The sequence below is a fragment of the Salmonella sp. A7 genome (assembly GCF_020181675.1).
Classification (GTDB): Bacteria; Pseudomonadota; Gammaproteobacteria; order Enterobacterales; family Enterobacteriaceae; genus Salmonella; species Salmonella enterica.
This window is the reverse complement of record NZ_CP084001.1, coordinates 1205386-1230044: the sequence shown is the minus strand read 5'-3', so window position 1 is coordinate 1230044 and position 24659 is coordinate 1205386. Positions and strand designations below refer to the sequence as shown.

Genomic DNA, 24659 nt, shown 5'->3' with positions numbered 1-24659 from the left:
TCTGATTAATGAATTTTGGCTAAAACCGTTGCGACATATTTTTTCGTTATCAGGGTCAACACGACTCCAATAAGCAATAGCACCGTGGTCAAAATAAATACCGTATCGTAGCTTCCGGTATATTTTGCAATAGCGGACGTGACGTAAGGAGCAATAACCGCACCGACGGCAAAACCAAAATACATAAAGCCGTAGTTTAGTCCCTGGTTACGCATACCAAAATTCTGGCTGGTCAAGCCAGGGAAGATAACTAATATACCGGCATAAGCAAAGCCCACGCCCAGAGCGCTGAAATAGAATACCGAAGTATTGCCATTGAAGAAAAATAACAGCAGCATACACAAGCAAGTAAAGAGGTAAACAATAACCAGCGTATTATAGCCGCCTAATTTATCGGTTAACCCTCCCCAGAACAGGCGACCGATCGAGTTAAATATCGATACCAGGCTAACGACTAATGCACCGGACAGTAAACCGTACTGCGTCATACCAATTTGCGCAGAGCTTGAGCTAATTACCATCCCAGAGAACACGCCCAGCGCCAGAATCATAAACAGCAGCCAGAAGCGCAGATCTTTCAGCATGTGCCGATAGTCTTTATCCAGTGGCGACGCTTTAATTCCTCCACTATCTTTTGCTGGCGCGCTACGAATAAAGAACTGGACGATAAAAATAACCACCAGATAAACAATGCCCAGATATAACAACGCCCGACTAACATCGTGAGTTTGCGCCATAAAATATTCGGCCAGGCGGGTGCAAAGTAGCGTCCCGACGCCAACACCCGCCAGTACGATACCGCTAGCCAGACCGCGACGGTCAGGGAAAAATTTCAGAATATTATTAAGATTACCCGTAAAAGCCAGGCCCGATCCCAACCCGGCAATGACACCGTAGGTTAAAAATAGCATGGGCAAATTATCCACAAAGCCGGACAAGATAAAACCTAAAGAAAACAGGATACCGCCGATAACTATCGCCTGCTTTCCTTTACCGTTGTCGATCATTCTCCCGCCCCAAATCATCGGTAAAGGAATGATCCCCATATTGATAGAGAATGCTAACGCCAGCGTAGCCGGATCCCAGTGATATTGCGCCATGAGTGGTGTTTTGAAATAGCTAAATGCGTAGACGCCCCCGAGCACAAAATTGATGCACACGTGAGCGGCAAGCATTCCCCAGCGGTTGATTGATGCCGACATAATTTTCCCTTTTTAAAATGCACTGATCACAGTTTAAAAAAAGCAAAATAGGCAAACAATTTGGTATTTTTTATAATCGTTATAACAAAACCCAATCGATTGGCATTAAATTTTAATGAATATCAAACAACTACATTCCTTCCTGATATTGTGTGATGAATTACATTATAGTCGGGCAGCCAGTCGCCTGTTTATCACTCAGCCATCATTAAGTCAGCAAATCAAACAACTTGAGTCATCACTTAAAACAATATTATTTAAGCGAAAAGGTAGAGGAATTAAATTAACAAAAGCAGGCATTATTTTGCAACGACATGCTAACAAAATAATGCTGGATTTAAAAAATGCCGAAAATGAACTTCTTCCCTACCAGGATCAACAGCGCGATACTATTTCAATCGGGGTGTCAGGCAGCTACCTGGTCCTGCCCGCTTTTCGCAACTTTATGGCACACCATCCGGAAATATCTTTAAATGTTAAAGAGTTCTCAACTGAGCAAACCATTAAAAAGCTGACGGATAGCGCCGTTGATATTGGCATTGTTTATCGAACAGCGCTCCCTGCCCAGCTAAGCTCGACCATGCTGTTTGAAGATGAAATTATCGCTGCAATCCCACTTTCTCATCCTCTGGCGACACGCGAACGTCTGCAGCTAAAAGATTTAAACGACCAGCCCATTATCGTGCTTAATGACTCTCTGCTATTAAGAGGGATCATCACCACTGAATTTAATAACCGCAAAGTCGTTCCTAACGTCATCTGCGAACTGGATAACCACTACTCATGCCTTGAGTATGCCGAAGCGCAGATTGGCATCGCATTTATTACCCGCTCGCTAACCCATTTATCGACACCCAAAAATGTTCGCCTGGTTTCACTGGGCATCCCCGCATTCTTTATTCCTGTCATGCTGGTGCACAGTAATGACCTTTCACTGGATAACGCAACCATCTGCCTGCTCAAGCAGATCAAAAATTTTTACACTGTAGATAACAAATCAGCGCCAGAAAAGAGCTGGCCCGAGCAGAAAATAGGCGTATAATGCCCGCCCGATTTGTGTTGTTTCTGAGAATTTCCTGATGGCGCTGTTAATCACCAAAAAATGTATCAATTGCGATATGTGCGAGCCGGAGTGCCCGAATGAGGCGATTTCAATGGGCGACAGCATTTATGAGATTAACAGCGACAAATGCACCGAGTGTGTAGGCCATTACGAAACGCCGACCTGTCAGAAAGTCTGCCCAATCCCCAATACGATTTTGCAGGATCCCGCCCATGTCGAAAGCGAAGAACAGTTGTGGGATAAGTTTGTTCTGATGCATCACGCAGATAAACTGTAAGCGGGTTAACGCACTTCCAACGCAACAATGCCTGATGGCGCTATGCTTATCAGGCCGACAATATATCGGCCTGTAGGTCAGATAACGTGTTTACGCCGCCATCCGGCAAATCTAACTTTCCAGAATGACCGTAGCGCAGGCGTAATGGCGTTCATCGGCCAACGTGACATGCATGTGCGCCACACCGAGTTTTTCCGCCAGCGTTAACGCCTCGCCCCACAGCCGCAAACGTGGTTTTCCCAGCTCATCGTTAAACACTTCGAACTGATTAAACGCCAGACCGTTGCGGATGCCGGTGCCAAAAGCTTTCGCTGCCGCCTCTTTGACCGCAAAACGCTTGGCGAGAAAACGCACCGGCTGCTGATGCGTCTCCCAGATAGCCCACTCGTTGTCACTGAGCACACGCCTTGCCAGACGTTCGCCGGAACGGGAGATCACTGCCTCAATGCGGGCAATCTCTACAATATCCGTTCCCAGGCCGAGAATCGCCATTAGCCGCGCGCTTCCAGCATCAAACGTTTCATTTCAGCCACCGCCTCTTTCAGGCCCGTCATCACCGCCCGACCAATAATGGCATGACCGATATTAAGTTCGTGCATTTCCGGCAGCGCGGCAATAGCTTTGACGTTATGGTAGGTCAGGCCATGACCCGCATTTACTTTTAGCCCCAGGCGAGCCGCCAGGGTCGCGGCGCTGGCAATACGCGCCAGCTCTTTTGCCTGTTCCGCATCGGTTTCTGCGTTGGCGTAGCAGCCGGTATGGATTTCGATAAACGGCGCGCCGACTTCCGCCGCCGCGTTGATTTGCGTTTCATCGGCATCGATAAAGAGCGAAACCTGGATGCCAGCCGCCGCCAGGCGCGCACAGGCATCACGCATTTTATCGCGCTGTCCGGCCACATCCAGGCCGCCTTCGGTGGTGACTTCCTGGCGTTTTTCCGGCACCAGACAACAGAAATGCGGCCTGGTTTCTACGGCGATCGCCAGCATCTCTTCGGTCACCGCCATCTCCAGATTCATACGCGTATGCAGCGTCTGACGCAGAATGCGCACATCGCGATCGGTAATGTGGCGACGATCTTCGCGCAGGTGTACGGTAATGCCGTCCGCGCCTGCCTGTTCAGCAATAAACGCCGCCTGTACCGGATCCGGATAGTCGGTGCCGCGCGCATTACGTAACGTGGCAATGTGGTCAATATTGACGCCTAACAGTAATTCAGCCATGACAATCCTCGTTAATCTTTCTTCGTTTTTACTGTGCGTTTGGGCATAAATTGCCGGAACAGCTCCCGGCTTTTTAACGGTTTTCCCCCAAGATACGGCTTTAATGCCATACGGGTAAAGCGTTTAGCGGCACGCAGGGTATCTACATCCGGAAATTCCCGCGCCTCCAGCGCTTTCAGGTGCCGTCCGGTAAAGGTGTTGTTATCAATGACGACGCTGGCGAAAAAGCCTTTTTCTTCGCGGTAACGGTAGGTCATGGTGTCATCCACCCGTTCGCCGCTGCCTGCACAGTGGGTGAAATTGACGCCATACCCCAGATGTCCCAGCAACGCCAGTTCGAAACGTCGCAACGCCGGTTCAGGCGAGCCGGTGGTTCCCGCCAGCGCCTGAATACAGTTCAGATAATCAAAAAAGAGTTCGGAGAAGCGCGTTTCATATTCCAGTACGCGAGAGAGGAGTTCGTTGATATACAGGCCGCTATAGAGCGTAATACCGCTTAACGGCAGCGCCAGAGAAACTGCCTCGGCGCTGCGCAGGGTTTTCACCTCGCCGCGTCCGCTGTAGCGTAGCAATAACGGCGTAAAAGGCTGCAATGCGCCTTTCAGATTGGAACGTTTAGATCGCGCGCCTTTGGCGACAAGGCGCACGCGCCCCGATTCTTCCGTGAAGACGTCCAGCATCAGGCTGGTTTCGCTCCAGGGGCGACTGTGCAGGACAAATGCGCGCTGCCACCCTTCCACGCTGTGTTAACTCACAGATCGTCTACGTAACCGAGACTGCGCAGAGCGCGTTCGTCATCGGCCCAGCCGGATTTCACTTTCACCCACAATTCCAGGTGTACCGGCGCTTCGAACATCTCCTGCATGTCTTTACGCGCTTCAATACCAATGGTTTTGATCTTGGCGCCTTTGTTGCCAATCACCATCTTCTTCTGCCCTTCGCGCTCGACGAGGATCAGCCCGTTGATATCATAGCCGCCGCGTTCGTTGGTAACAAAACGTTCAATCTCAACGGTAACGGAATACGGCAGCTCGGCGCCGAGAAAACGCATCAGCTTTTCACGGATGATTTCAGACGCCATAAAGCGCTGAGAGCGATCGGTGATGTAATCTTCCGGGAAGTGATGAATAGCTTCCGGTAAATGTTTACGCACGATACCGGCAATGGTATCGACGTTCATACCCGTTTCAGCAGAGATCGGTACGATATCAAGAAAGTTCATCTGGCTTGCCAGGAACTGGAGGTGCGGCAGCAAATCGGCTTTTTCCTGCACGTTATCCACCTTGTTAACGGCGAGAATAACCGGCGCTTTGCCATCGCGCAGTTTGTTCAGGACCATTTCGTCGTCCGGCGTCCAACGGGTGCCCTCCACAACGAAAATCACCAGCTCAACGTCGCCAATCGAACTGCTCGCTGCCTTATTCATCAAACGGTTAATGGCGCGCTTTTCTTCCATATGCAGACCCGGGGTATCGACATAGATTGCCTGATACGGGCCTTCGGTATGAATACCGACAATGCGGTGGCGCGTGGTCTGCGCTTTACGGGAAGTGATCGAAATCTTCTGCCCGAGCAGTTTGTTCAGCAAGGTGGATTTGCCAACGTTCGGACGTCCGACGATGGCAATAAATCCGCAGTAAGTTTTGTCGGTGCTCATTCCAACTCCAGTTTTTTCAGCGCCTGTTCGGCGGCAGCCTGCTCCGCCTTACGACGGCTGGAACCCGTGCCAACCACCGGTTCGCTCAGGCCGCTGACCTGGCAGTGGATAGTAAATTCCTGATCGTGCGCCTCGCCGCGTACCTGCACAACCAGGTAAGATGGCAGCGGCAGATGGCGACCCTGCAAATACTCCTGCAAGCGCGTTTTAGGATCTTTTTGTTTATCGCCCGGACTTATCTCATCCAGACGGGTTTTATACCAGTTAAGGATTAACTGCTCGACGGTCTGGATATTGCTATCGAGAAATACTCCGCCGATTAACGCTTCAACGGTGTCCGCCAGAATGGACTCTCGACGGAATCCGCCGCTTTTTAATTCGCCCGGCCCTAAACGCAGGCACTCGCCTAAATCAAATTCACGGGCTAATTCCGCCAGCGTATTACCACGTACCAACGTGGCGCGCATACGGCTCATATCTCCCTCATCCACCCGTGGAAAACGGTGATAAAGCGCGTTAGCGATAACGAAGCTCAGGATTGAATCGCCTAAAAACTCCAGGCGTTCGTTATGTTTACTGCTGGCGCTGCGGTGAGTTAATGCCTGCTGCAACAGCTCCTGATGATTAAAAGTGTAGCCCAGCTTCCGTTGAAGCCGATTAATTACGATGGGGTTCATGCGATACCAATAAATGAATGCGTCAACAATCCAGCACACGAAACAGACCTGATACACGTCATCTGTCCTGCCGCATCGCTGCAGCGGAAAGAAGGTTGTCTATAACCAACGCTGTTTCGTGTGCCGTGGCGACCAAACGGCGCCAACCTAAAACTTCGGGGGAATATTCTATACACAACGACAGGGGATGTCGTTAGTCTGAGGGAATTTATCCAGGAAATAATTCACGCTGCCGCTAAAAAGACGGCAGCGTGAACGATCATTTCGTCACAGTTAGTGAATACCGCCGATACGACTCAGGCGTACGCCTGTCGGCCACTCCCCTTCCTGCTTGTCAAAGCTCATCCAGATAGCGACCGCTTTACCGACCAGATTCGCTTCCGGAACAAATCCCCAGTAACGGCTATCCGCACTGTTATCGCGGTTGTCGCCCATCATGAAATATTGTCCCGGTGGTACAACCCAGGTCGCCAGCGGTTGTCCTGGCTGTTGGTAATACATGCCCAACTGATCCTGAGCTATCGGCACCATCAGGATGCGGTGGGTCACATCGCCTAACGTCTCTTTACGTTCAGTCAGGCGAATGCCGTTTTCTTTTGTCTCGTTTAGCGGAACCTCAAAGAAACCGCTGGTCGCTTCTCCGCCGTTACGGCGGGCAAAGGTCTGTACAAAATCGCTCGGCTCAACGTTAGAGTAGGTAACCGGCAGCGCATTTTCGCACGCCTGACCGGAGCTACAGCCAGGCTGAATCGTCACCTCTTTCGCAACCGGATCATAAGTGATTTTATCGCCCGGCAAACCGACGGCGCGTTTGATGTAATCTAACTTAGGATCTTCCGGATATTTAAATACCACAATATCCCCGCGCTTTGGATGACCGGTCTCAATCAGGGTTTTCTGGTAGATCGGATCTTTAATGCCGTAGGCAAATTTTTCCACCAGAATAAAATCGCCGATAAGCAGTGTCGGCATCATTGAGCCTGACGGGATCTGAAAGGGTTCATAAAGAAATGAACGAACGATCAGAACGATCGCCAGAACCGGGAAAACCGACGCCCCGGTCTCCAGCCAGCCTGGTTTAGGCGCCACTTTATTGAGCGTAGCGTTATCCAGCGCATCTCCCGACGCCGTTTGCGCAGCAGCCTGGCGCGCCCGACGTTTTGGCGCGAAAACAAACTTATCAACGCACCATAAAATGCCCGTCACCAGTGTGGCTATCACCAGAATCAGGGCAAACATGTTCGCCATGCCAACTCCTTAGGGATTATTTATTGTCTTTACCGACATGCAGAATGGCGAGGAACGCCTCCTGAGGCAGCTCGACGTTACCGATCTGCTTCATGCGTTTCTTACCTTCTTTCTGTTTCTGCAGCAGTTTTTTCTTACGACTGATATCACCGCCGTAGCACTTCGCCAGCACGTTTTTACGTAACTGTTTTACCGTCGAACGGGCAATAATATGCGTACCAATCGCCGCCTGAATCGCGATATCAAACTGCTGGCGTGGGATCAAATCTTTCATCTTCTCCACCAGCTCGCGACCACGGCTTTGCGAGTTATCGCGGTGCGTGATCAGCGCCAGCGCATCGACACGCTCGTTGTTGATTAACACATCAACACGCACCATATCGGAAGCCTGGAAGCGCTTGAAGTTATAATCCAGAGACGCATAGCCGCGCGACGTCGATTTCAGACGGTCAAAGAAGTCGAGCACCACTTCCGCCATCGGGATTTCATAGGTCAACGCGACCTGGTTACCGTGATACACCATGTTAGTTTGTACGCCGCGTTTCTCAATACACAGCGTAATAACGTTACCTAAATAGGCTTGTGGTAACAGCATATGACATTCGGCGATAGGCTCGCGCAGTTCATAAATGTTATTCAACGGCGGCAGCTTGGAGGGGCTATCAACATAGATAGTCTCTTTCGCCGTTGTTTCTACTTCATAAACCACGGTCGGCGCAGTGGTGATCAGATCCAGATCGTATTCGCGTTCCAGACGCTCCTGAATGATCTCCATGTGCAACAGGCCGAGGAAGCCGCAGCGGAAACCAAAACCCAGCGCCGAGGAGCTTTCCGGTTCATAAAACAGTGAGGCATCGTTCAGGCTCAGCTTGCCGAGCGCGTCGCGGAAACTTTCATAATCGTCGGAGCTGACCGGGAACAGACCTGCATAGACCTGCGGTTTCACCTTCTTAAAGCCCGGCAACGCTTTTTCCGCTGGGTTACGCGCTGAGGTTAAGGTATCGCCAACCGGCGCACCGAGGATATCTTTAATGGCGCAGACCAGCCAGCCTACTTCGCCGCACTTCAGCTCGGTACGATCAACCTGTTTCGGCGTGAAGATCCCCAGGCGGTCAGCGTTGTAGGTCTGCCCGGTACTCATCACTTTAATTTTGTCGCCTTTACGCATGGTGCCGTTTTTAATACGCACCAGCGATACCACGCCCAGGTAGTTATCGAACCAGGAGTCAATAATCAGCGCCTGCAGCGGGCCGTCCGGATCGCCTTGCGGCGGCGGGATATCGCGCACCAGGCGTTCCAGAACATCCGTCACGCCGACACCCGTTTTGGCGGAGCAGCGTACCGCGTCCGTCGCATCGATACCGACAATGTCTTCGATTTCTTCCGCCACACGCTCCGGATCGGCGGCCGGCAGGTCAATCTTGTTAAGCACCGGCACCACTTCAAGATCCATTTCCATCGCGGTGTAGCAGTTCGCCAACGTTTGCGCTTCTACGCCCTGGCCGGCATCCACCACCAGCAGCGCGCCCTCGCAGGCGGCTAACGAACGGGAAACTTCATAGGAAAAGTCAACGTGTCCCGGCGTGTCGATAAAGTTCAGTTGATAAGTTTCACCATCAGACGCTTTAAAATCCAGCGTCACACTCTGGGCTTTAATAGTAATACCGCGCTCACGCTCAAGATCCATCGAATCAAGTACCTGAGCTTCCATTTCACGGTCAGACAGGCCACCGCAGATTTGGATAATACGGTCAGACAGCGTCGATTTACCGTGGTCAATGTGAGCAATGATCGAAAAGTTACGTATGTTCTTCATAGAGATAAATTATTATGCCTTACGCCTGGTTGACCAGACTTTAGAGGTCGCTGTTCTGAGCTTAACGTCTGTTTTAACTGAAACGCCGCATTCTACACTACAACGCTAAGGCGAGGAAATGTTCATAGTGTAAGGAGAACGGGAACTGGAAAACGCCTCGCTTTTTTCCTGTAAAACACCGCAACGCAGGAAAAGCGCATGCTTATCGGGACAACAACCCAACGCGGCAGGTGTACCGTTGGGCAAAACGTTTACTGGCGCGTTTCGATTGAGGTAGTTTCGACGCGAACAAGGTCCGGCGGGAGGGCAACGTTTAAAATCACCGGCTGCCAGGCGTCGCGCTCCGCCAGTTTTCGGGAATAGCCGCGGGCAACCAGAAAACCGCCCACGCCGCCCAACACGGCCCCGCTTAATGCGGCAAGGTCAGATCCAAACAGCATCTGAAAAAGCGCCGCACAAAGAAATAGCCCCGCTAAAGGCGACATATAGACCAGCATCGCCGAACCTAAAAGGCTTTTTTCGGCGATGCCCAACTCGACTTTCTGCCCCGGCGCCAGCGGCTCCGCGCTTGGCACAACAATGGTATGCGTGGTTTGCGGCCCTAATTTATTCAGCACGCGACTGCCGCATCCCGCACGGGAGGCGCAGCTGCTGCATGACGCTTTAACGTCGCAGCTCACCACCGCCTGACCATTCTGCCAGGAGACAACGGTTGCCCACTCTTTAATCATTGTACTGCCCTGAATTTGATACTGTCGGCAATGCGCTTCGCCGTTTGCGGCGGAAGCTCGCCGACAATGGTGATTTCCGCGTTGTCGCGAACGCTGCTATAAACCGTTCGGCGCCCGGTGCGCAGCATCTGATCGCTGCTGTTTTGCGTCGCCCGGTTCACATTGACGGAAAAGCTAAACAGACCGTCAGAATAAAGCCGCGATTCGATAGGCAGGTTATCCATCGTCGGCAACGGACGACGGCTGCTGGAAACTTCGCTAAAGCCTTGCGGCACCCAGGATGGACTCCAGTTAAATTTCGTTTTTTCGCCACCGGGAACAGAAAGCAGCGGCGGCAGATTCGCCTTCGCCAGCGCCTGCATGTTGCTGCCGATATCCTGACTCACCGTGAACGCAATAACGCGGAACTGCTCCAGCGTCTCGCCATCGCGATCCAGCAGATCAACGCGCATCGGTAGTTTGGTGTCCATGTCCATCCAGACGATATAGCTGTAACGCGTACCATCGCGCGCCACAACGCGGATAACTTCGCACAATCTGTCTGCGATACGGGTGCGTCCGACAGAAATAAAGTCGTAGTAAGGCGCCAGGCGCTTGAAGTCGGTGTAAATCAGGGAAGGCAGAGAATCGACAATATAATCACCGTTCAGGGTGAACGGCTCAAGGCCCGGTTCAAAATAACTGATTTCATTACCACGCTGTACGACCTCCCGGCGGGGACCGTCCAACTGTAGCAATTGCGCAAGCGGGCGACTATCCAGGCGTGCGTGTCGATAACGCAGAGATTCAACGCCTTGTTTCGTGATGCTGACGAATGACAGCTCGTAATTCAGTGACTGACTGGCGATGTTCATCTGCTGCAATAACGCCCCGGACGCAGGGTCGGCCGAGGCGTTTGCTGAGAAGAACAGGCTAGCCGCCACAAGGGACATGGCAAACCAAAGTTGCTTCATTACTGCGATTGCGTTCCTAAAGTTTGGATTCCTGGCACCTGTACCGCGGCTTGCTGGGTTTGCGCCTGCTCAAACTGAAGCTGTTCGGAGTGCAGTCGGCGCTGCAGTTCATAGTCCTGCAACATGGCATTAATGCGACGACGCTGCTCCTGTACCTGCTGTTGCTGACTGCCGACAGGCGCTGCTTCAGAAGGCACTCCCAGACTTACCGGGCTGGCTTTCCCCATCATAGGCAGGGTATTGAAAACCGGCGTTTCAGGTTGTTGGGATGTTTCAGATTGCCCATTATAGTGCTGGACACCGACGATAACTGCAAGTGAAACGCACGCCGCCACGCCCATTTGGGTAAGCTGCGCCGCCCACGGACGCACTTTTTTCCAGAACGGCATTTTCTGCCATTGCTGCGGAGCGGGTTGGGCCTCAGGGATTAATGGCGACACCTGACGTACTGGCTCGTTTTCAATAGCGGCCATCACGCGAGCGGATATATCGAAATGGAGAACGTCAGGCGTATCCCCCCGCATTGAATCGCGGATCAGGTGATAACTCTCCCAGGTTTTCTGCATTTCCGGGTCGTGCGTAAGCGCTTTGAGCAGCTCACTATCCAACGTTTCGCCATCCATCAAAGCGGAAAGTTTTTCTTTCTGCATGCCTAATACCTTTTCCAGTATCCCGCTATCGTCAACGCCTGATAAGCGGTTGAACTTTATTATCAATAGCTTCCCGCGCCCGGAAGATACGTGAACGCACCGTTCCCACCGGACAATCCATGATAGCCGCTATCTCTTCATAGCTCAGGCCATCCAGCTCCCGTAAGGTGATTGCCATACGTAAATCTTCCGGGAGGGACTCAATAGTTCGGAAAACTATCTGTCTCAGTTCTTCTGACAACATTAAGTTCTCAGGGTTCGAAATTTCTTTCAGCGCGCCGCCGCTTTCAAAGTTTTCTGCTTCAATCGCGTCTACATCACTGGAAGGCGGACGACGCCCCTGCGCAACCAGGTAGTTCTTCGCGGTATTGACCGCAATGCGATACAACCAGGTATAAAAAGCGCTATCCCCCCGGAAAGAATCCAGCGCGCGATAGGCCTTAATAAATGATTCCTGTACAACATCGGGAACGTCGCCCGATGGCACATAGCGGGAAACCAGACTCGCCACTTTATGCTGGTAGCGCACTACCAGTAAGTTAAAGGCTTTCTGATCTCCCTTCTGGACCCGTTCAACCAGGACCTGGTCCGTTAACTGCTCGCTCATCCGAGGTAATGTCTCCCCAAACCAAATTTCCACGCGCTTTCGAAACGCCACTCCATAAGCCGCACTATGAGCAAGCAACAGGTTAGAGTGTCTATGTTTCGTAAAGTTCCGTTACGCATTTGTTTTTGTTTGTCATGTTGTAGACAGGTCTTATCTTCCATTATAAGTCTACAGATGCTGAACAACGCACTATCTGTACAGAAATGCCCATTTCGTCGTTTGCAGAGTAACCTAACAGCATCTTTATTTCACTACAAAATCCGACGCTAACACCCTGCCCTATAAAATATTTTTTGCCGTTTATCTCTCGCCGTATTTTTATTTTATGTTTAATAAGCACAACACCAGCGAAATCATCACGTGCTTTTTAGCGCCATATAGTGCTAATCTGCCGCAACCGTGTTTAGTAAATTAAACAAAAACCATGATGACAACTCCTGAACTGTCCTGTGATGTGTTAATTATCGGCAGCGGCGCGGCCGGACTCTCGCTGGCGCTGCGTCTGGCTGAAAAACATAAGGTTATCGTCCTGAGTAAAGGGCCGGTGAGCGAGGGCTCCACGTTTTATGCGCAGGGCGGTATTGCCGCCGTGTTTGATGAAACCGACAGTATTGCGTCGCATGTCGAAGATACGCTGATTGCCGGCGCCGGAATTTGCGATCGCCACGCGGTGGAGTTTGTCGCCAGCAACGCTCGTACCTGCGTGCAGTGGCTTATCGATCAGGGCGTGCTGTTTGATACGCATGTCCAGCCAAACGGCAAGGAGAGCTATCATCTCACGCGTGAAGGCGGCCATAGCCATCGCCGTATCCTTCATGCCGCTGACGCTACCGGAAAGGAAGTCGAAACCACGTTGGTCAGTCGGGCGCAAAATCATCCTAATATTCAGGTGCTGGAACGCAGCAACGCCGTTGATTTAATTATCTCCGATAAAATGGGTCTGCCAGGGCCTCGCCGGGTCGTCGGCGCCTGGATCTGGAATCGCAATAAAGAGTGGGTTGAAACCTGTCATGCGAAGTCGGTGGTGCTGGCGACCGGCGGCGCCTCAAAGGTTTATCAATACACCACTAACCCGGATATTTCCTCCGGCGACGGTATCGCGATGGCCTGGCGCGCAGGCTGTCGGGTCGCTAATCTGGAATTTAACCAGTTTCATCCCACCGCCCTTTATCACCCGCAGGCGCGTAATTTTCTCCTTACCGAAGCGCTGCGCGGCGAAGGCGCATACCTTAAACGTCCGGACGGTTCACGGTTTATGCCGGACGTTGACGAACGCGGGGAACTGGCGCCGCGCGATATTGTCGCCCGCGCTATTGACCATGAGATGAAACGACTCGGCGCAGACTGTATGTTTCTTGATATCAGCCACAAGCCTGACGATTTTGTCCGCCAGCACTTCCCGATGATCTATGCGAAACTGCTCGATTTGGGTATGGATTTAACCAAAGAACCGATTCCCGTTGTTCCTGCCGCACACTATACCTGCGGCGGCGTGGTCGTCGATGATTATGGTCGTACCGATGTAGACGGCTTATATGCCATTGGCGAAGTCAGTTACACCGGCCTGCACGGCGCTAACCGTATGGCGTCCAACTCGTTGCTGGAATGCTTAGTGTACGGCTGGTCCGCAGCAATGGATATCGACAGGCGAATGCCTTCTGTCCACAGCGTTGACGCCCTTCCCGCCTGGGATGAAAGTCGCGTGGAGAACGCCGATGAGCGGGTGGTGATTCAGCATAACTGGCATGAACTGCGCCTGCTGATGTGGGACTATGTGGGCATTGTGCGCACGACGAAACGGCTGGAGCGCGCCCTACGGCGTATTACTATGTTGCAACAAGAGATTGACGAGTATTACGCCAACTTTCGCGTCTCGAATAATTTACTGGAGCTGCGCAATCTGGTGCAAGTGGCCGAACTGATTGTGCGTTGCGCGATGATGCGTAAAGAGAGCCGGGGGCTGCACTTTACGCTGGATTATCCGCAACCACTGGCTGAATCAGGCCCATCGATCCTTTCGCCGTTAACGCCTCACATAAACAGATAAAATGCCTGGGTCAGCGCCGTATAACTTTCAGAATAATGCTGGTCTGACCCGCGAATTACTAATCTGTCGCTAAAGCACTCCCCGGCTTGCGGGGAGAATGCGAGCAAAACCCGGTGCGGCAAGCGCGCTTCGTTTTCCGCAACGTCAGTACGTAATCGCAAATGCCATCCCATGTTGAGCGCTTGCTGCGTAAAAGCGTTACCTATTTGTTCCGGCAAGACTACGCAAAAAAAGCCATCTTCGGTAATACAATCCGCCGCAATAGCCAATAACGTCTGGTGATCCAGCGTAGCGGTGTAACGCGCCTGCTCCCGCTGCGGCGTGGCGCATTCCACACCGGGTTCGTAATAAGGCGGGTTGCTGATAATAAGATCAAAGCGTACCGTCTGGCGAGGCGCCCAACGCTGAATATCGTCAGTATGCACCGTTATTCGATGCGGCCAGGGAGAGTGAGCAACGTTTTCCTGCGCTTGCATGGCAGCCCCGGCATCCAGTTCCACGGCGTCAATAGGCACATTGTCATCCGTCCGCTGCGCCAACATTAACGCCAGCAGACCGCTTCCAGTACCGATATCCAGAATTCGCTTTACATCCGCGACCGGCGCCCACGCCCCAAGTAAAATACCGTCAGTTCCCACTTTCATCGCACACCGATCGTGTGCGACAAAAAACTGTTTAAACGTAAATCCGTTACGACGAAGAACGGAGCCAGACTGAGACATGTAAAAACAACCTTGCAAAAAACGGCGACAGCGCCGGGTGAAAACAATACCTGAGAAGGGATATCCATACAAACAGATGAAGATTGTGGCCGTAACGTCTATAATCAGCGCCCCACACAGAGGTAGAACATGACTGTAACGACTTTTTCCGAACTTGAACTCGACGAAAGCCTGCTGGATGCCCTCCAGGATAAAGGTTTCACTCGCCCGACCGCCATTCAGGCTGCCGCCATTCCGCCTGCGCTCGATGGCCGTGATGTACTCGGTTCTGCGCCGACAGGCACCGGTAAAACGGCGGCATATCTGCTGCCGGCGTTGCAGCACCTGCTCGACTTTCCGCGTAAAAAATCGGGGCCGCCGCGCATTCTGATCCTGACGCCAACCCGCGAACTGGCAATGCAGGTTGCCGATCACGCTCGTGAACTGGCTAAGCATACTCATCTGGATATCGCCACGATTACCGGCGGCGTGGCCTATATGAACCATGCTGAAGTGTTTAGCGAAAACCAGGATATCGTGGTCGCCACGACGGGCCGTCTGCTGCAATATATAAAAGAAGAGAACTTTGACTGCCGGGCGGTTGAAACACTGATTCTTGACGAAGCTGACCGGATGCTCGACATGGGCTTCGCTCAGGACATTGAACATATCGCTGGTGAGACCCGCTGGCGTAAACAGACGATGCTGTTCTCCGCCACGCTGGAAGGCGATGCGATTAAAGATTTTGCTGAGCGCCTGCTGGAAGACCCAGTTGAGGTTTCCGCCAATCCGTCAACCCGCGAGCGTAAGAAAATTCACCAGTGGTACTACCGTGCCGACAATTTCGAACATAAAGTTGCGCTGTTGAAGCACCTGCTAAAACAAGACGATGCAACCCGTTCTATCGTGTTTGTACGTAAACGTGAACGCGTCCATGAACTGGCTGAAACGCTGCGTCTGGCAGGGATCAACAATTGCTATCTTGAAGGCGAGATGGCGCAGATCAAACGTAACGAAGGTATTAAGCGTCTCACCGACGGTCGCGTTAACGTGCTGGTCGCGACCGACGTCGCGGCACGCGGGATTGATATTCCTGACGTCAGCCACGTCATTAACTTCGACATGCCGCGCAGTGGCGATACCTATCTGCATCGCATTGGTCGTACAGGCCGTGCTGGCCGCAAAGGCACTGCAATCTCGCTGGTAGAAGCCCACGACCATCTGTTGCTGCTGAAAATCGGTCGCTACATCGAAGAGCCGCTAAAAGCGCGCGTCATTGATGAGCTTCGCCCGACCACGCGTGCGCCCAGCGAAAAGCTGACCGGCAAACCGTCGAAAAAAGTGCTGGCGAAACGCGCCGAGAAGAAAAAAGAGAAAGAAAAAGAGAAGCCGCGCGTGAAGAAACGTCACCGCGATACAAAAAATATCGGTAAGCGCCGCAAGCCAAGCGGTACGAAGATGCAGGAGCAATCCAGCGAAGAGTGATGATAATGCCGGGTTCGTTAACCCGGCATTTTTTTATCTTCCACGGTAAAACACGCCTCCATACACTGCATAAATATCTGCATTGCCGGGCTGACCGCTTTCCCGGCATGATGGGCGCACAGCGCCATGATCGATAGCGACGGCGCGCCAAACGGCAGCTCTTTCAACTGACCGGTACTAAGTTCTCGTTCAACGGTAAAACGTGGTAAAAAGCTGATGCCCAGGTTAGCAGCCACACACTGTTTAATGCTTTCAATACTCCACAGTTCAATGGTGTTTTCCAGCGTAATCCGCCTCTGCCGTAGCGTACTTTCAAACAGCTGGCGGAAGACACATTGCGGTTCATTGATGATGAAGCTACAGGGAATATGCTGATCTGGCTGCGTAAAATCAGCATCCTGTAGCAGTGGAGAGGCCACCAGCGCCAGCGACTGCTCCCCCAGTTGCTGCATCGTGAGCGCATCATCATTACCTACGCGATAAAAAACGCCCAGATCGACCTCGTCATTCAGCAACGCATCACGTATTACATAGCAATTCAGCGACTGTAGCGACAATCTGACATTCGGCGCTCGCAGCTTAAATCGTTGTAAAACCTGCGGCATTTTGTACGCCAGTAAGGTTTCACCTGTCGCCACGCGCAGCTCTCCGCCGGGTTCCGCATCCTGTCTTGCGGCTTCACGAATCGACTCCATCACACGCGTCAGTTCATGGATATGCGGCATCAGCTTTTTCCCCTCATTGGTCAGGCACATTCGGCGCCCTATTTTCTCGAACAGTTGCAGGGAAAACTCACGTTCAAGCTGTTGAATATGAAAAGTTACCGTCGACTGAGTACAGCACAGCTTTTGCGAAGCCCGCAGAAACGAGCCCTCTTCCACTACCGTTTTCAGCGTAATAAACCGACGCAGATCCATAACCACCAACCTATCGAAAATCTCGAATTCAGAATTAAAAAACATTCATTTTTTTAAATATTTCATATCGGGTACTGTCTGCTAAAACAGAGGAGATGACAAGTGACACCGATGCTTTTAAGCGCTTTCTGGACTTATACATTAATCACCGCCCTTACCCCCGGCCCTAACAATATTCTCGCGCTTAGCGCAGCAACTGCACATGGTTTTCGGCAGAGTATTCGTGTACTGGCAGGTATGAGTCTGGGATTTTTGGTCGTCATGCTGCTGTGCGCTGGGATCGCGTTTTCCCTTGCGGTTATCGATCCGGCAATCATTCATTTACTCAGTTGGGTGGGGGCTGCGTATATCCTGTGGCTGGCGTGGAAAATTGCCACCAGTCCAGCGGCGGATGAGAATGTCAGACCAAAACCGGTTGGCTTTTGGGTAAGCTTTGGCCTGCAGTTTGTGAACGTCAAAATTATTCTGTACGGCATTACCGCTCTGTCTACATTTGTTTTACCGCAAACGCAGGCGCTGAATTGGGTCATCGGCGTCAGTATATTGCTGGCATTGATCGGCACGTTCGGTAATGTGTGTTGGGCGCTGGCGGGATATCTGTTTCAGCGGGCGTTTCGCCATTATGGTCGCCAGTTAAATATCATTCTGGCGTTACTGCTGGTGTACTGCGCGGTGCGGATTTTTTACTGACACAAATAAAACAAAAGCGGAAAAGGCCCGGCCTCTTCCGCTTGTTATTACCGGATAAGCCTTACAGGCTTTCGGTAAAGGTACGAGCGATAACGTCGCGCTGCTGTTCCGGCGTCAGGGAGTTAAAACGCACCGCATAACCAGAAACACGAATAGTCAGCTGCGGGTATTTTTCCGGATGCTTAACCGCGTCTTCCAGAGTTTCACGACGCAGAACGTTAACGTTCAGATGCTGACCGCCTTCAACGCGTACTTCCGGTTTAACTTCCATCGGAATTTCACGGTATTCAATCTCGCCCAGTTTGCTGACAGCCACAACTTCATCTTCAGCAAAGCCGGATTTTGCAACGATGCAGCGCGCTTCGCCTTTTTCGCTGTCCAGCAGCCAGAAGGAATTCAGCAGGTCGTCGTTAGCGGCTTTAGTAATCTGGATACCTGTAATCATGTGATGCCTCCCCAGGCAAAATTATTTGATTTCGGTCGGCCTAATCCCGGCCAATTGGTAAAACCATTGTTGCTTGAGTGTATATATACCCTTCGATCACCCTTCATTCTTTGATTTAAATCAATAAAAACCACACCATAAAAAGGGTAATGAAGGGAATTTATTGTTTTACATCAACTTACACCATTCAGACCTATAAACTTTTTACATAAATTTTCAACTATCTTTTGTAGGTAACCGTTTTTGTAGCACGCAGGATTTTGCACTGCAGAAAGAAGCAGTTAAGCTAAGGGAACTGGAAATTCGCAGGAGAGCGAGATGGCGACTGAGTTAACCTGGCACGATGTGCTGGCTGATGAGAAACAGCAACCTTACTTTATCAATACGCTTCACACTGTTGCTGGCGAGCGTCAGTCGGGTATCACGGTCTACCCGCCGCAAAAAGATGTGTTTAACGCCTTTCGCTTCACGGAACTGGGCGACGTTAAGGTGGTGATCCTGGGACAAGATCCTTACCACGGCCCCGGCCAGGCACATGGTCTGGCGTTTTCCGTGCGTCCTGGGATCGCTCCCCCGCCGTCATTAGTGAATATGTACAAAGAGCTGGAAGCCTCCATTCCCGGCTTTGTTCGCCCCGCGCACGGTTATCTGGAAAGCTGGGCACGCCAGGGCGTACTGTTACTGAATACGGTGCTCACGGTACGGGCAGGCCAGGCGCACTCTCATGCCAGCCTGGGGTGGGAAACCTTTACGGATAAAGTGATAAGCCTGATTAACCAACACCGCGAAGGGGTTGTCTTCCTGCTGTGGGGCTCGCACGCCCAGAAGAAAGGCGCGATTATTGATCCACAGCGCCACCATATTCTGAAAGCCCCGCATCCCTCGCCACTCTCTGCGCACCGCGGATTTTTTGGCTGTAACCATTTTGCGCTAACGAACCAATGGCTGGAACAACACGGCGAGAAAACTATCGACTGGACGCCAGTATTACCGGCTGAGAGTGAATAACGTTGGCGACTCGCCGTTTTATCGCCCGGATAACGGCGCGAAAGCGCCTTGTCTGACCGGGCGGTAGGAAGTACATCATTGGCCCGGCGCGCGTTGCGTCACCGGGCTGCAGCCCTTACGCTTTATTCTGTCGCCACCACTCGGCGAGCAGTACGCCTGTCGCAACCGACACATTCAGGCTTTCCACGTTCCCGGTGCCGTTAATTTTCACGCACAGATCGTCGGGTTCGCGCGCCGCTTCCGGCAGGTAGTCATATTCACGGCCTAAGACCAGCACCATCTTTTCCGGCAGGGTCGTACTAAAGAGCGCCTGACCGCGATCGCTGGACGTCGTCACCACGGTGTACCCCGCCTGACGAAAATCATCCAGTACGTCAACAATGCTTTCACCAGTGATCGGCTGGACATGCTCCGCCCCGCCTTCCGCGGTACGAATCGCCGCGCCGGACTCCAGCAACGCCGCATCCTGTACCACCACGCCTTTCACGCCGAAGTGCGCGCAGCTACGCATCATGCCGCCCAGATTATGCGGGTTAGCGACATCTTCCAACGCCAGCACGCAGTCTTGATCCGCCGCCTGCTTTACCCATTGCTTAACGGTCGTACCGTTACGCTTTTTAATCAGGAAGCAAACGCCGCCGTGGTGCTCGGTGCCGGAAGCTTTTGCCAGTTCGGCTTCATCCACCACATGGTAGGCTTTACGATTCGCCGCCATCCAGCGCAAGGCTTCTTTAAAGCGCGGGGTCACGCTTTGGATAAACCAGGCGCGAACGATAGCATCCGGGCGGCTCTGGAATAGCGCCTGGCAGGCATTTTCGCCGTAGACGCGCGTCTCTTCCGCACGCTGGCGACGCAAAACTTCAGGGTCGATAAAACTTTTACCGCTAATACCACCATGATCGACTTTCTCAGGCGTTTCATCGCCTGGCGCGCGGGACACGGTGCGCCACGGCGAAGTTTCATGTTTACGGTCACGGCTCTGATTATTTCGCTCATCACGGGCGGGGCGACGTCCACCGTCAGTGCGAGACTTTGCTGGGCGGCCTCCCCCTTTCCCGGTACGCGGGTTATGGGTGCGTTTATCAGAGTCATCATCACTACGGACATACATCACTTTGACTTTGCCGCTTTTGTTTTTTAATTCATCGTTCATGCTTTTCTCCACCAGCGCAGCGCGAAGCGCGAAGATTACCCGATGTGCATCCGGTTAGCCATGATTTCGTTTAAAAGCTTGCGACTATTGTACTCATTGAATAAAACACATTGTTGTTTAGCACAGACTCCTCGATAATATGTAACATTATAGAAACATCCCGCGCGTAGCGGGACGTCTTCCGACGTATTCAGAGGTTAGCTATGAACACCGTTTGTACCCATTGTCAGGCCATTAACCGCATCCCCGACGATCGGCTTCAGGATGCGGCAAAATGTGGACGCTGCGGTCATGAGTTGTTTGACGGAGAAGTCATTAATGCGACCGGCGAAACGCTGGACAAACTGTTGAAGGACGATCTTCCAGTGGTGATCGACTTTTGGGCCCCCTGGTGCGGCCCTTGCCGTAACTTTGCGCCAATCTTCGAGGATGTCGCAGAAGAGCGCAGCGGTAAAGTCCGTTTCGTCAAAGTAAATACCGAGGCGGAACGGGAACTCAGCGCCCGTTTCGGTATTCGCAGCATCCCGACGATTATGATTTTTAAACATGGACAGGTGGTCGATATGCTTAATGGCGCAGTGCCTAAAGCGCCTTTCGACAGCTGGCTGAACGAAGCGCTGTAAACGCCACGGGGCGCATCTTGTGCCCCGTTTTCACCTCTGCCACAATAGCGTTTTTCTCCGCAAACGCTTTCTATGACCAATAACGCTGTCCTTCAGTTACGCGCCGAACGGCTTGCGCGCGCTACACGCCCTTTTCTTGCCAGAGGCAATCGGGTTCGCCGCTGTCAACGCTGCCTGCTGCCGCTAAAATCTTGCCTGTGTGATACGTTAACGCCTTCTCAGGCGAAAAGCCGTTTTTGTCTGGTCATGTTTGACACTGAACCGATGAAACCCAGCAATACCGGCCGGCTGATAGCCGATATTTTGCCGGATACCGCGGCGTTTCAGTGGTCGCGTACCGAGCCGCCGCAGGCGTTGCTGGAGCTGGTACGGCATCCGGATTATCAGCCGATAGTGGTCTTTCCTGCGTCCTACGCTGGCGAAGCGCGCGAGGTCATTTCCACCCCGCCCGCCGGGAAACCGCCGCTGTTTATTATGCTGGACGGCACCTGGCCCGAAGCACGTAAAATGTTTCGTAAAAGCCCTTATCTGGATCATCTGCCGGTCATTTCCGTCGATTTATCGCGTCTTTCAGCTTATCGTCTGCGTGAAATCCATGCCGAAGGGCAATATTGTACCGCCGAAGTCGCCATAGCGTTGTTAGATCTGGCGGGAGATACCGAGGCGGCAACCAGTTTAGGTGAACATTTTACCCGTTTTAAAACGCGCTATCTGGCAGGAAAAACGCAACATCCGGGAAACGTCACAGCATAAAATAGCGAAAGCGTTTAAAATTATCCGGTCACTTCTGTGTAAGGGAAACCGGTATGAGCCAGCAAGGACTGGAAGCGCTACTGCGACCAAAATCGATCGCGGTGATTGGCGCATCAATGAAGCCCCACCGCGCGGGTTACCTGATGATGCGTAACTTGTTGGCGGGCGGATTCAATGGCCCCGTCCTTCCCGTGACGCCCGCCTGGAAAGCCGTTTTAGGCGTCATGGCCTGGCCGGATATCGCCAGTCTTCCTTTCACCCCCGATCTGGCTATTTTATGCACTAACGCCAGCCGTAACCTGGCGTTAGTGGACGCGCTTGGCGCGAAAGGGTGTAAAACGTGCATTATCCTTTCTGCTCCCACGTCGCAACATGAAGAACTTCTTGCCTGTGCCCGGCATTATAAAATGCGTCTGCTGGGTCCAAACAGTCTTGGGCTCCTCGCGCCGTGGCAAGGGCTGAATGCCAGCTTTTCTCCCGTCCCGATTAAACAGGGCAAGCTCGCTTTTATTTCCCAGTCTGCCGCCGTTTCCAATACTATTCTTGACTGGGCGCAACAGCGTGAAATGGGCTTTTCCTACTTTATCGCGCTGGGCGATAGCCTGGATATTGATGTCGATGAACTACTGGACTATCTGGCGCGCGATAGCAAGACCAGCGCAATTTTGCTCTATCTGGAACAGTTAAGCGACGCCCGCCGTTTTGTTTCCGCCGCCCGTAGCGCTTCACGTAACAAACCGATTCTGGTGATTAAAAGCGGCCGAAGCCCGGCAGCCCAGCGTTTACTTAATACCAGCGCGGGAATGGACCCTGCGTGGGATGCGGCCATCCAGCGCGCAGGCCTGCTGCGAGTCCAGGATACGCACGAGCTTTTTTCCGCCGTCGAAACACTAAGCCATATGCGTCCGCTACGCGGCGACAGACTGATGATCATCAGCAATGGCGCCGCGCCTGCCGCGCTGGCGTTAGATGAGTTGTGGTCGCGTAACGGCAAACTGGCGACGTTGAGCGAAGAGACCTGCCTGCAATTACGGCAGGCGCTTCCCGCGCACATTGATATTGCCAATCCGCTGGATCTGTGTGATGACGCCAGCAGCGAACATTACGTCAAAACGCTGGATATCCTGCTCGCCAGTCAGGATTTTGACGCGCTTATGGTTATCCACTCTCCCAGCGCTGCCGCGCCGGGTACGGAAAGCGCCCATGCCCTGATCGAGACGATTAAGCGCCACCCCAGAGGCAAGTTTGTTACGCTGCTGACAAACTGGTGCGGCGAGTTCTCGTCTCAGGAAGCAAGACGGCTATTCAGCGAAGCCGGATTACCAACCTACCGCACGCCGGAAGGCACGATTACCGCGTTTATGCATATGGTGGAATACCGGCGTAACCAGAAGCAACTGCGGGAAACGCCAGCGTTGCCGAGTAACCTGACGTCCAATACCGCTGAGGCGCATAATCTGTTACAGCGGGCGATTGCGGAAGGCGCCACCTCACTGGATACCCATGAAGTACAGCCGATTTTACACGCCTATGGGCTGCATACGCTCCCAACCTGGATTGCCAGCGACAGCGCTGAAGCGGTGCATATCGCCGAACAGATAGGCTATCCGGTAGCTCTCAAGCTGCGCTCGCCCGACATTCCGCATAAATCTGAAGTTCAGGGGGTCATGCTTTACCTGCGGACCGCAAGCGAGGTACAACAGGCCGCGAACGCCATTTTCGATCGTGTAAAGATGGCCTGGCCGCAGGCGCGGATTCACGGTTTGCTGGTACAAAGTATGGCTAACCGCGCCGGCGCGCAGGAGCTGCGTGTGGTGGTCGAGCACGATCCGGTGTTTGGTCCTTTGATTATGTTGGGTGAAGGCGGTGTAGAGTGGCGTCCGGAAGAGCAGGCGGTCGTCGCGCTGCCGCCGCTCAACATGAATCTGGCGCGCTATCTGGTAATTCAGGGCATTAAACAGCGGAAAATTCGCGCCCGTAGCGCGCTGCGTCCGCTGGATATTGTCGGTTTAAGCCAGCTGCTGGTCCAGGTTTCAAACCTGATTGTCGACTGTCCGGAAATTCAGCGTCTGGATATCCATCCGCTGCTGGCTTCCGCCAGTGAGTTTACCGCGCTGGATGTGACGCTGGATATTGCCCCGTTTGATGGCGATAACGAAAGTCGACTTGCGGTACGCCCCTATCCCCACCAGCTCGAAGAGTGGGTGGAGATGAAAAACGGCGATCGCTGCCTGTTCCGTCCGATCCTGCCGGAAGATGAGCCCCAACTGCGACAATTCATCGCCCAGGTCACCAAAGAGGATCTTTACTACCGTTATTTCAGCGAGATCAACGAATTCACCCATGAAGATTTAGCCAACATGACGCAGATCGACTACGATCGAGAAATGGCCTTTGTGGCCGTGAGGCGGATGGACAACGCTGAAGAGATCCTCGGCGTAACGCGCGCGATCTCCGATCCTGACAACGTAGATGCCGAATTTGCCGTATTGGTGCGTTCAGATCTCAAAGGGTTGGGTTTAGGACGCCGTTTAATGGAGAAATTGATTGCCTATACTCGCGATCACGGATTGAAGCGGCTGAACGGTATTACGATGCCGAACAATCGCGGCATGGTCGCGTTGGCCAGAAAACTGGGATTTCAGGTCGATATCCAGCTCGAAGAGGGCATCGTGGGATTGACGCTGAATCTGGCCAAATGTGATGAATCGTGAGTAATGTACTGGAAATGTT

The 24659-nt window shown here is 52.5% G+C and carries 26 protein-coding genes; 9 read left to right on the top strand and 17 right to left on the bottom strand.

From position 1 onward, the window contains the following. Nucleotides 1-5: 5 nt before the first annotated feature. Nucleotides 6-1202 (bottom strand): OFA family MFS transporter, encoded by a 1197-nt coding sequence (locus tag LCS67_RS05955; protein ID WP_001276363.1) that lies wholly within the window; start codon nucleotides 1200-1202, stop codon nucleotides 6-8. 115 nt (nucleotides 1203-1317) lie between these two features. Between LCS67_RS05955 and LCS67_RS05950 the strand changes: the two genes are divergently transcribed. Together LCS67_RS05950 and LCS67_RS05945 are read left to right on the top strand one after the other, a co-directional pair. Further along, complete coding sequence (locus LCS67_RS05950; protein WP_001022476.1) at nucleotides 1318-2244, top strand: LysR family transcriptional regulator; 927 nt, start codon at nucleotides 1318-1320, stop codon at nucleotides 2242-2244. A 37-nt stretch (nucleotides 2245-2281) separates the two neighbouring features. Further along, entirely contained in the window at nucleotides 2282-2542 is a 261-nt protein-coding gene (locus tag LCS67_RS05945) for a YfhL family 4Fe-4S dicluster ferredoxin (protein ID WP_001196290.1), read from the top strand. Between the two features lie 111 nt (nucleotides 2543-2653). Here the strand turns inward: LCS67_RS05945 and acpS are convergent, their stop codons facing one another. From acpS to rseD, 12 genes are all read right to left on the bottom strand, one after another. Next, nucleotides 2654-3034, bottom strand: a complete 381-nt coding sequence (gene acpS / locus LCS67_RS05940) for a holo-ACP synthase (protein WP_000986043.1) — start codon at nucleotides 3032-3034, stop codon at nucleotides 2654-2656. After that, on the bottom strand, nucleotides 3034-3765 hold the full coding sequence (gene pdxJ / locus LCS67_RS05935; protein ID WP_000818972.1) for a pyridoxine 5'-phosphate synthase: 732 nt from the start codon (nucleotides 3763-3765) through the stop codon (nucleotides 3034-3036). The genes acpS and pdxJ overlap by 1 nt, the downstream gene beginning before the upstream one ends. An 11-nt stretch (nucleotides 3766-3776) precedes the next feature. Then, nucleotides 3777-4505, bottom strand: a complete 729-nt coding sequence (recO, locus tag LCS67_RS05930; protein ID WP_000399380.1) for a DNA repair protein RecO — start codon at nucleotides 4503-4505, stop codon at nucleotides 3777-3779. 11 nt (nucleotides 4506-4516) lie between these two features. Then, nucleotides 4517-5422, bottom strand: a complete 906-nt coding sequence (era, locus tag LCS67_RS05925; protein WP_000102230.1) for a GTPase Era — start codon at nucleotides 5420-5422, stop codon at nucleotides 4517-4519. Continuing rightward, on the bottom strand, nucleotides 5419-6099 hold the full coding sequence (gene rnc / locus LCS67_RS05920) for a ribonuclease III (RefSeq protein ID WP_001068341.1): 681 nt from the start codon (nucleotides 6097-6099) through the stop codon (nucleotides 5419-5421). The genes era and rnc overlap by 4 nt, the downstream gene beginning before the upstream one ends. A gap of 273 nt (nucleotides 6100-6372) precedes the next feature. Then, nucleotides 6373-7347 carry a signal peptidase I gene (gene lepB, locus LCS67_RS05915; protein ID WP_000002559.1) on the bottom strand — a complete coding sequence of 325 codons (975 nt, stop codon included), beginning with the start codon at nucleotides 7345-7347 and terminating at the stop codon, nucleotides 6373-6375. Between the two features lie 16 nt (nucleotides 7348-7363). Beyond that, nucleotides 7364-9163: a translation elongation factor 4 gene (lepA, locus tag LCS67_RS05910; protein ID WP_000790154.1), complete on the bottom strand. Its 1800-nt coding sequence runs from the start codon at nucleotides 9161-9163 to the stop codon at nucleotides 7364-7366. Between the two features lie 251 nt (nucleotides 9164-9414). Continuing rightward, nucleotides 9415-9894, bottom strand: a complete 480-nt coding sequence (gene rseC, locus LCS67_RS05905) for a SoxR-reducing system protein RseC (protein WP_000589089.1) — start codon at nucleotides 9892-9894, stop codon at nucleotides 9415-9417. Beyond that, the gene (rseB, locus tag LCS67_RS05900) at nucleotides 9891-10847 is read right to left on the bottom strand and encodes a sigma-E factor regulatory protein RseB (protein WP_000812019.1); all 957 of its coding nucleotides are present in this window, start codon (nucleotides 10845-10847) and stop codon (nucleotides 9891-9893) included. The genes rseC and rseB overlap by 4 nt, the downstream gene beginning before the upstream one ends. Then, on the bottom strand, nucleotides 10847-11497 hold the full coding sequence (rseA, locus tag LCS67_RS05895) for an anti-sigma-E factor RseA (protein WP_001168374.1): 651 nt from the start codon (nucleotides 11495-11497) through the stop codon (nucleotides 10847-10849). Before rseA ends, rseB begins: the two co-directional genes overlap by 1 nt. Before the next feature lie 31 nt (nucleotides 11498-11528). Then, complete coding sequence (gene rpoE / locus LCS67_RS05890) at nucleotides 11529-12104, bottom strand: RNA polymerase sigma factor RpoE (RefSeq protein WP_000003307.1); 576 nt, start codon at nucleotides 12102-12104, stop codon at nucleotides 11529-11531. Beyond that, nucleotides 12101-12265 (bottom strand): rpoE leader peptide RseD, encoded by a 165-nt coding sequence (gene rseD / locus LCS67_RS05885; RefSeq protein WP_014344135.1) that lies wholly within the window; start codon nucleotides 12263-12265, stop codon nucleotides 12101-12103. Before rseD ends, rpoE begins: the two co-directional genes overlap by 4 nt. 263 nt (nucleotides 12266-12528) lie before the next feature. Here rseD and nadB point away from each other — a divergent pair, with 263 nt between their 5' ends. Then, the gene (nadB, locus tag LCS67_RS05880) at nucleotides 12529-14151 is read left to right on the top strand and encodes an L-aspartate oxidase (RefSeq protein ID WP_024148538.1); all 1623 of its coding nucleotides are present in this window, start codon (nucleotides 12529-12531) and stop codon (nucleotides 14149-14151) included. On the opposite strand, the gene trmN is transcribed toward nadB, so the two are convergent. Continuing rightward, entirely contained in the window at nucleotides 14136-14873 is a 738-nt protein-coding gene (gene trmN, locus LCS67_RS05875) for a tRNA(1)(Val) (adenine(37)-N(6))-methyltransferase TrmN (protein WP_000083343.1), read from the bottom strand. The genes nadB and trmN overlap by 16 nt on opposite strands. Before the next feature lie 129 nt (nucleotides 14874-15002). Here trmN and srmB point away from each other — a divergent pair, with 129 nt between their 5' ends. Next, entirely contained in the window at nucleotides 15003-16337 is a 1335-nt protein-coding gene (gene srmB, locus LCS67_RS05870) for an ATP-dependent RNA helicase SrmB (protein ID WP_000219174.1), read from the top strand. Between the two features lie 17 nt (nucleotides 16338-16354). Here srmB and LCS67_RS05865 read toward each other — a convergent pair whose 3' ends face one another. Beyond that, on the bottom strand, nucleotides 16355-17254 hold the full coding sequence (locus tag LCS67_RS05865) for a LysR family transcriptional regulator (protein ID WP_000365861.1): 900 nt from the start codon (nucleotides 17252-17254) through the stop codon (nucleotides 16355-16357). Nucleotides 17255-17356: 102 nt separating this feature from the next. Between LCS67_RS05865 and eamB the strand changes: the two genes are divergently transcribed. After that, on the top strand, nucleotides 17357-17944 hold the full coding sequence (gene eamB, locus LCS67_RS05860; protein ID WP_000188416.1) for a cysteine/O-acetylserine transporter: 588 nt from the start codon (nucleotides 17357-17359) through the stop codon (nucleotides 17942-17944). A 61-nt stretch (nucleotides 17945-18005) separates the two neighbouring features. Here the strand turns inward: eamB and grcA are convergent, their stop codons facing one another. Continuing rightward, nucleotides 18006-18389, bottom strand: a complete 384-nt coding sequence (gene grcA / locus LCS67_RS05855; protein ID WP_000627811.1) for an autonomous glycyl radical cofactor GrcA — start codon at nucleotides 18387-18389, stop codon at nucleotides 18006-18008. A 318-nt stretch (nucleotides 18390-18707) separates the two neighbouring features. Here grcA and ung point away from each other — a divergent pair, with 318 nt between their 5' ends. Then, nucleotides 18708-19397 carry a uracil-DNA glycosylase gene (gene ung, locus LCS67_RS05850; RefSeq protein ID WP_000179978.1) on the top strand — a complete coding sequence of 230 codons (690 nt, stop codon included), beginning with the start codon at nucleotides 18708-18710 and terminating at the stop codon, nucleotides 19395-19397. A gap of 115 nt (nucleotides 19398-19512) precedes the next feature. Here the strand turns inward: ung and LCS67_RS05845 are convergent, their stop codons facing one another. Further along, the gene (locus tag LCS67_RS05845) at nucleotides 19513-20550 is read right to left on the bottom strand and encodes a tRNA/rRNA methyltransferase (protein ID WP_000997368.1); all 1038 of its coding nucleotides are present in this window, start codon (nucleotides 20548-20550) and stop codon (nucleotides 19513-19515) included. A gap of 203 nt (nucleotides 20551-20753) precedes the next feature. On the opposite strand from LCS67_RS05845, the gene trxC reads away from it, so the two are divergent. The 3 genes from trxC (at nucleotide 20754) to pat (ending at nucleotide 24640) form a co-directional block, all read left to right on the top strand. Then, nucleotides 20754-21173: a thioredoxin TrxC gene (trxC, locus tag LCS67_RS05840; RefSeq protein ID WP_001098732.1), complete on the top strand. Its 420-nt coding sequence runs from the start codon at nucleotides 20754-20756 to the stop codon at nucleotides 21171-21173. 72 nt (nucleotides 21174-21245) lie between these two features. Then, complete coding sequence (gene tapT, locus LCS67_RS05835; protein ID WP_000183647.1) at nucleotides 21246-21926, top strand: tRNA-uridine aminocarboxypropyltransferase; 681 nt, start codon at nucleotides 21246-21248, stop codon at nucleotides 21924-21926. A 53-nt stretch (nucleotides 21927-21979) separates the two neighbouring features. Beyond that, nucleotides 21980-24640, top strand: a complete 2661-nt coding sequence (gene pat / locus LCS67_RS05830) for a protein lysine acetyltransferase (protein ID WP_000082660.1) — start codon at nucleotides 21980-21982, stop codon at nucleotides 24638-24640. The last annotated feature ends 19 nt before the right edge of the window (nucleotides 24641-24659 follow it).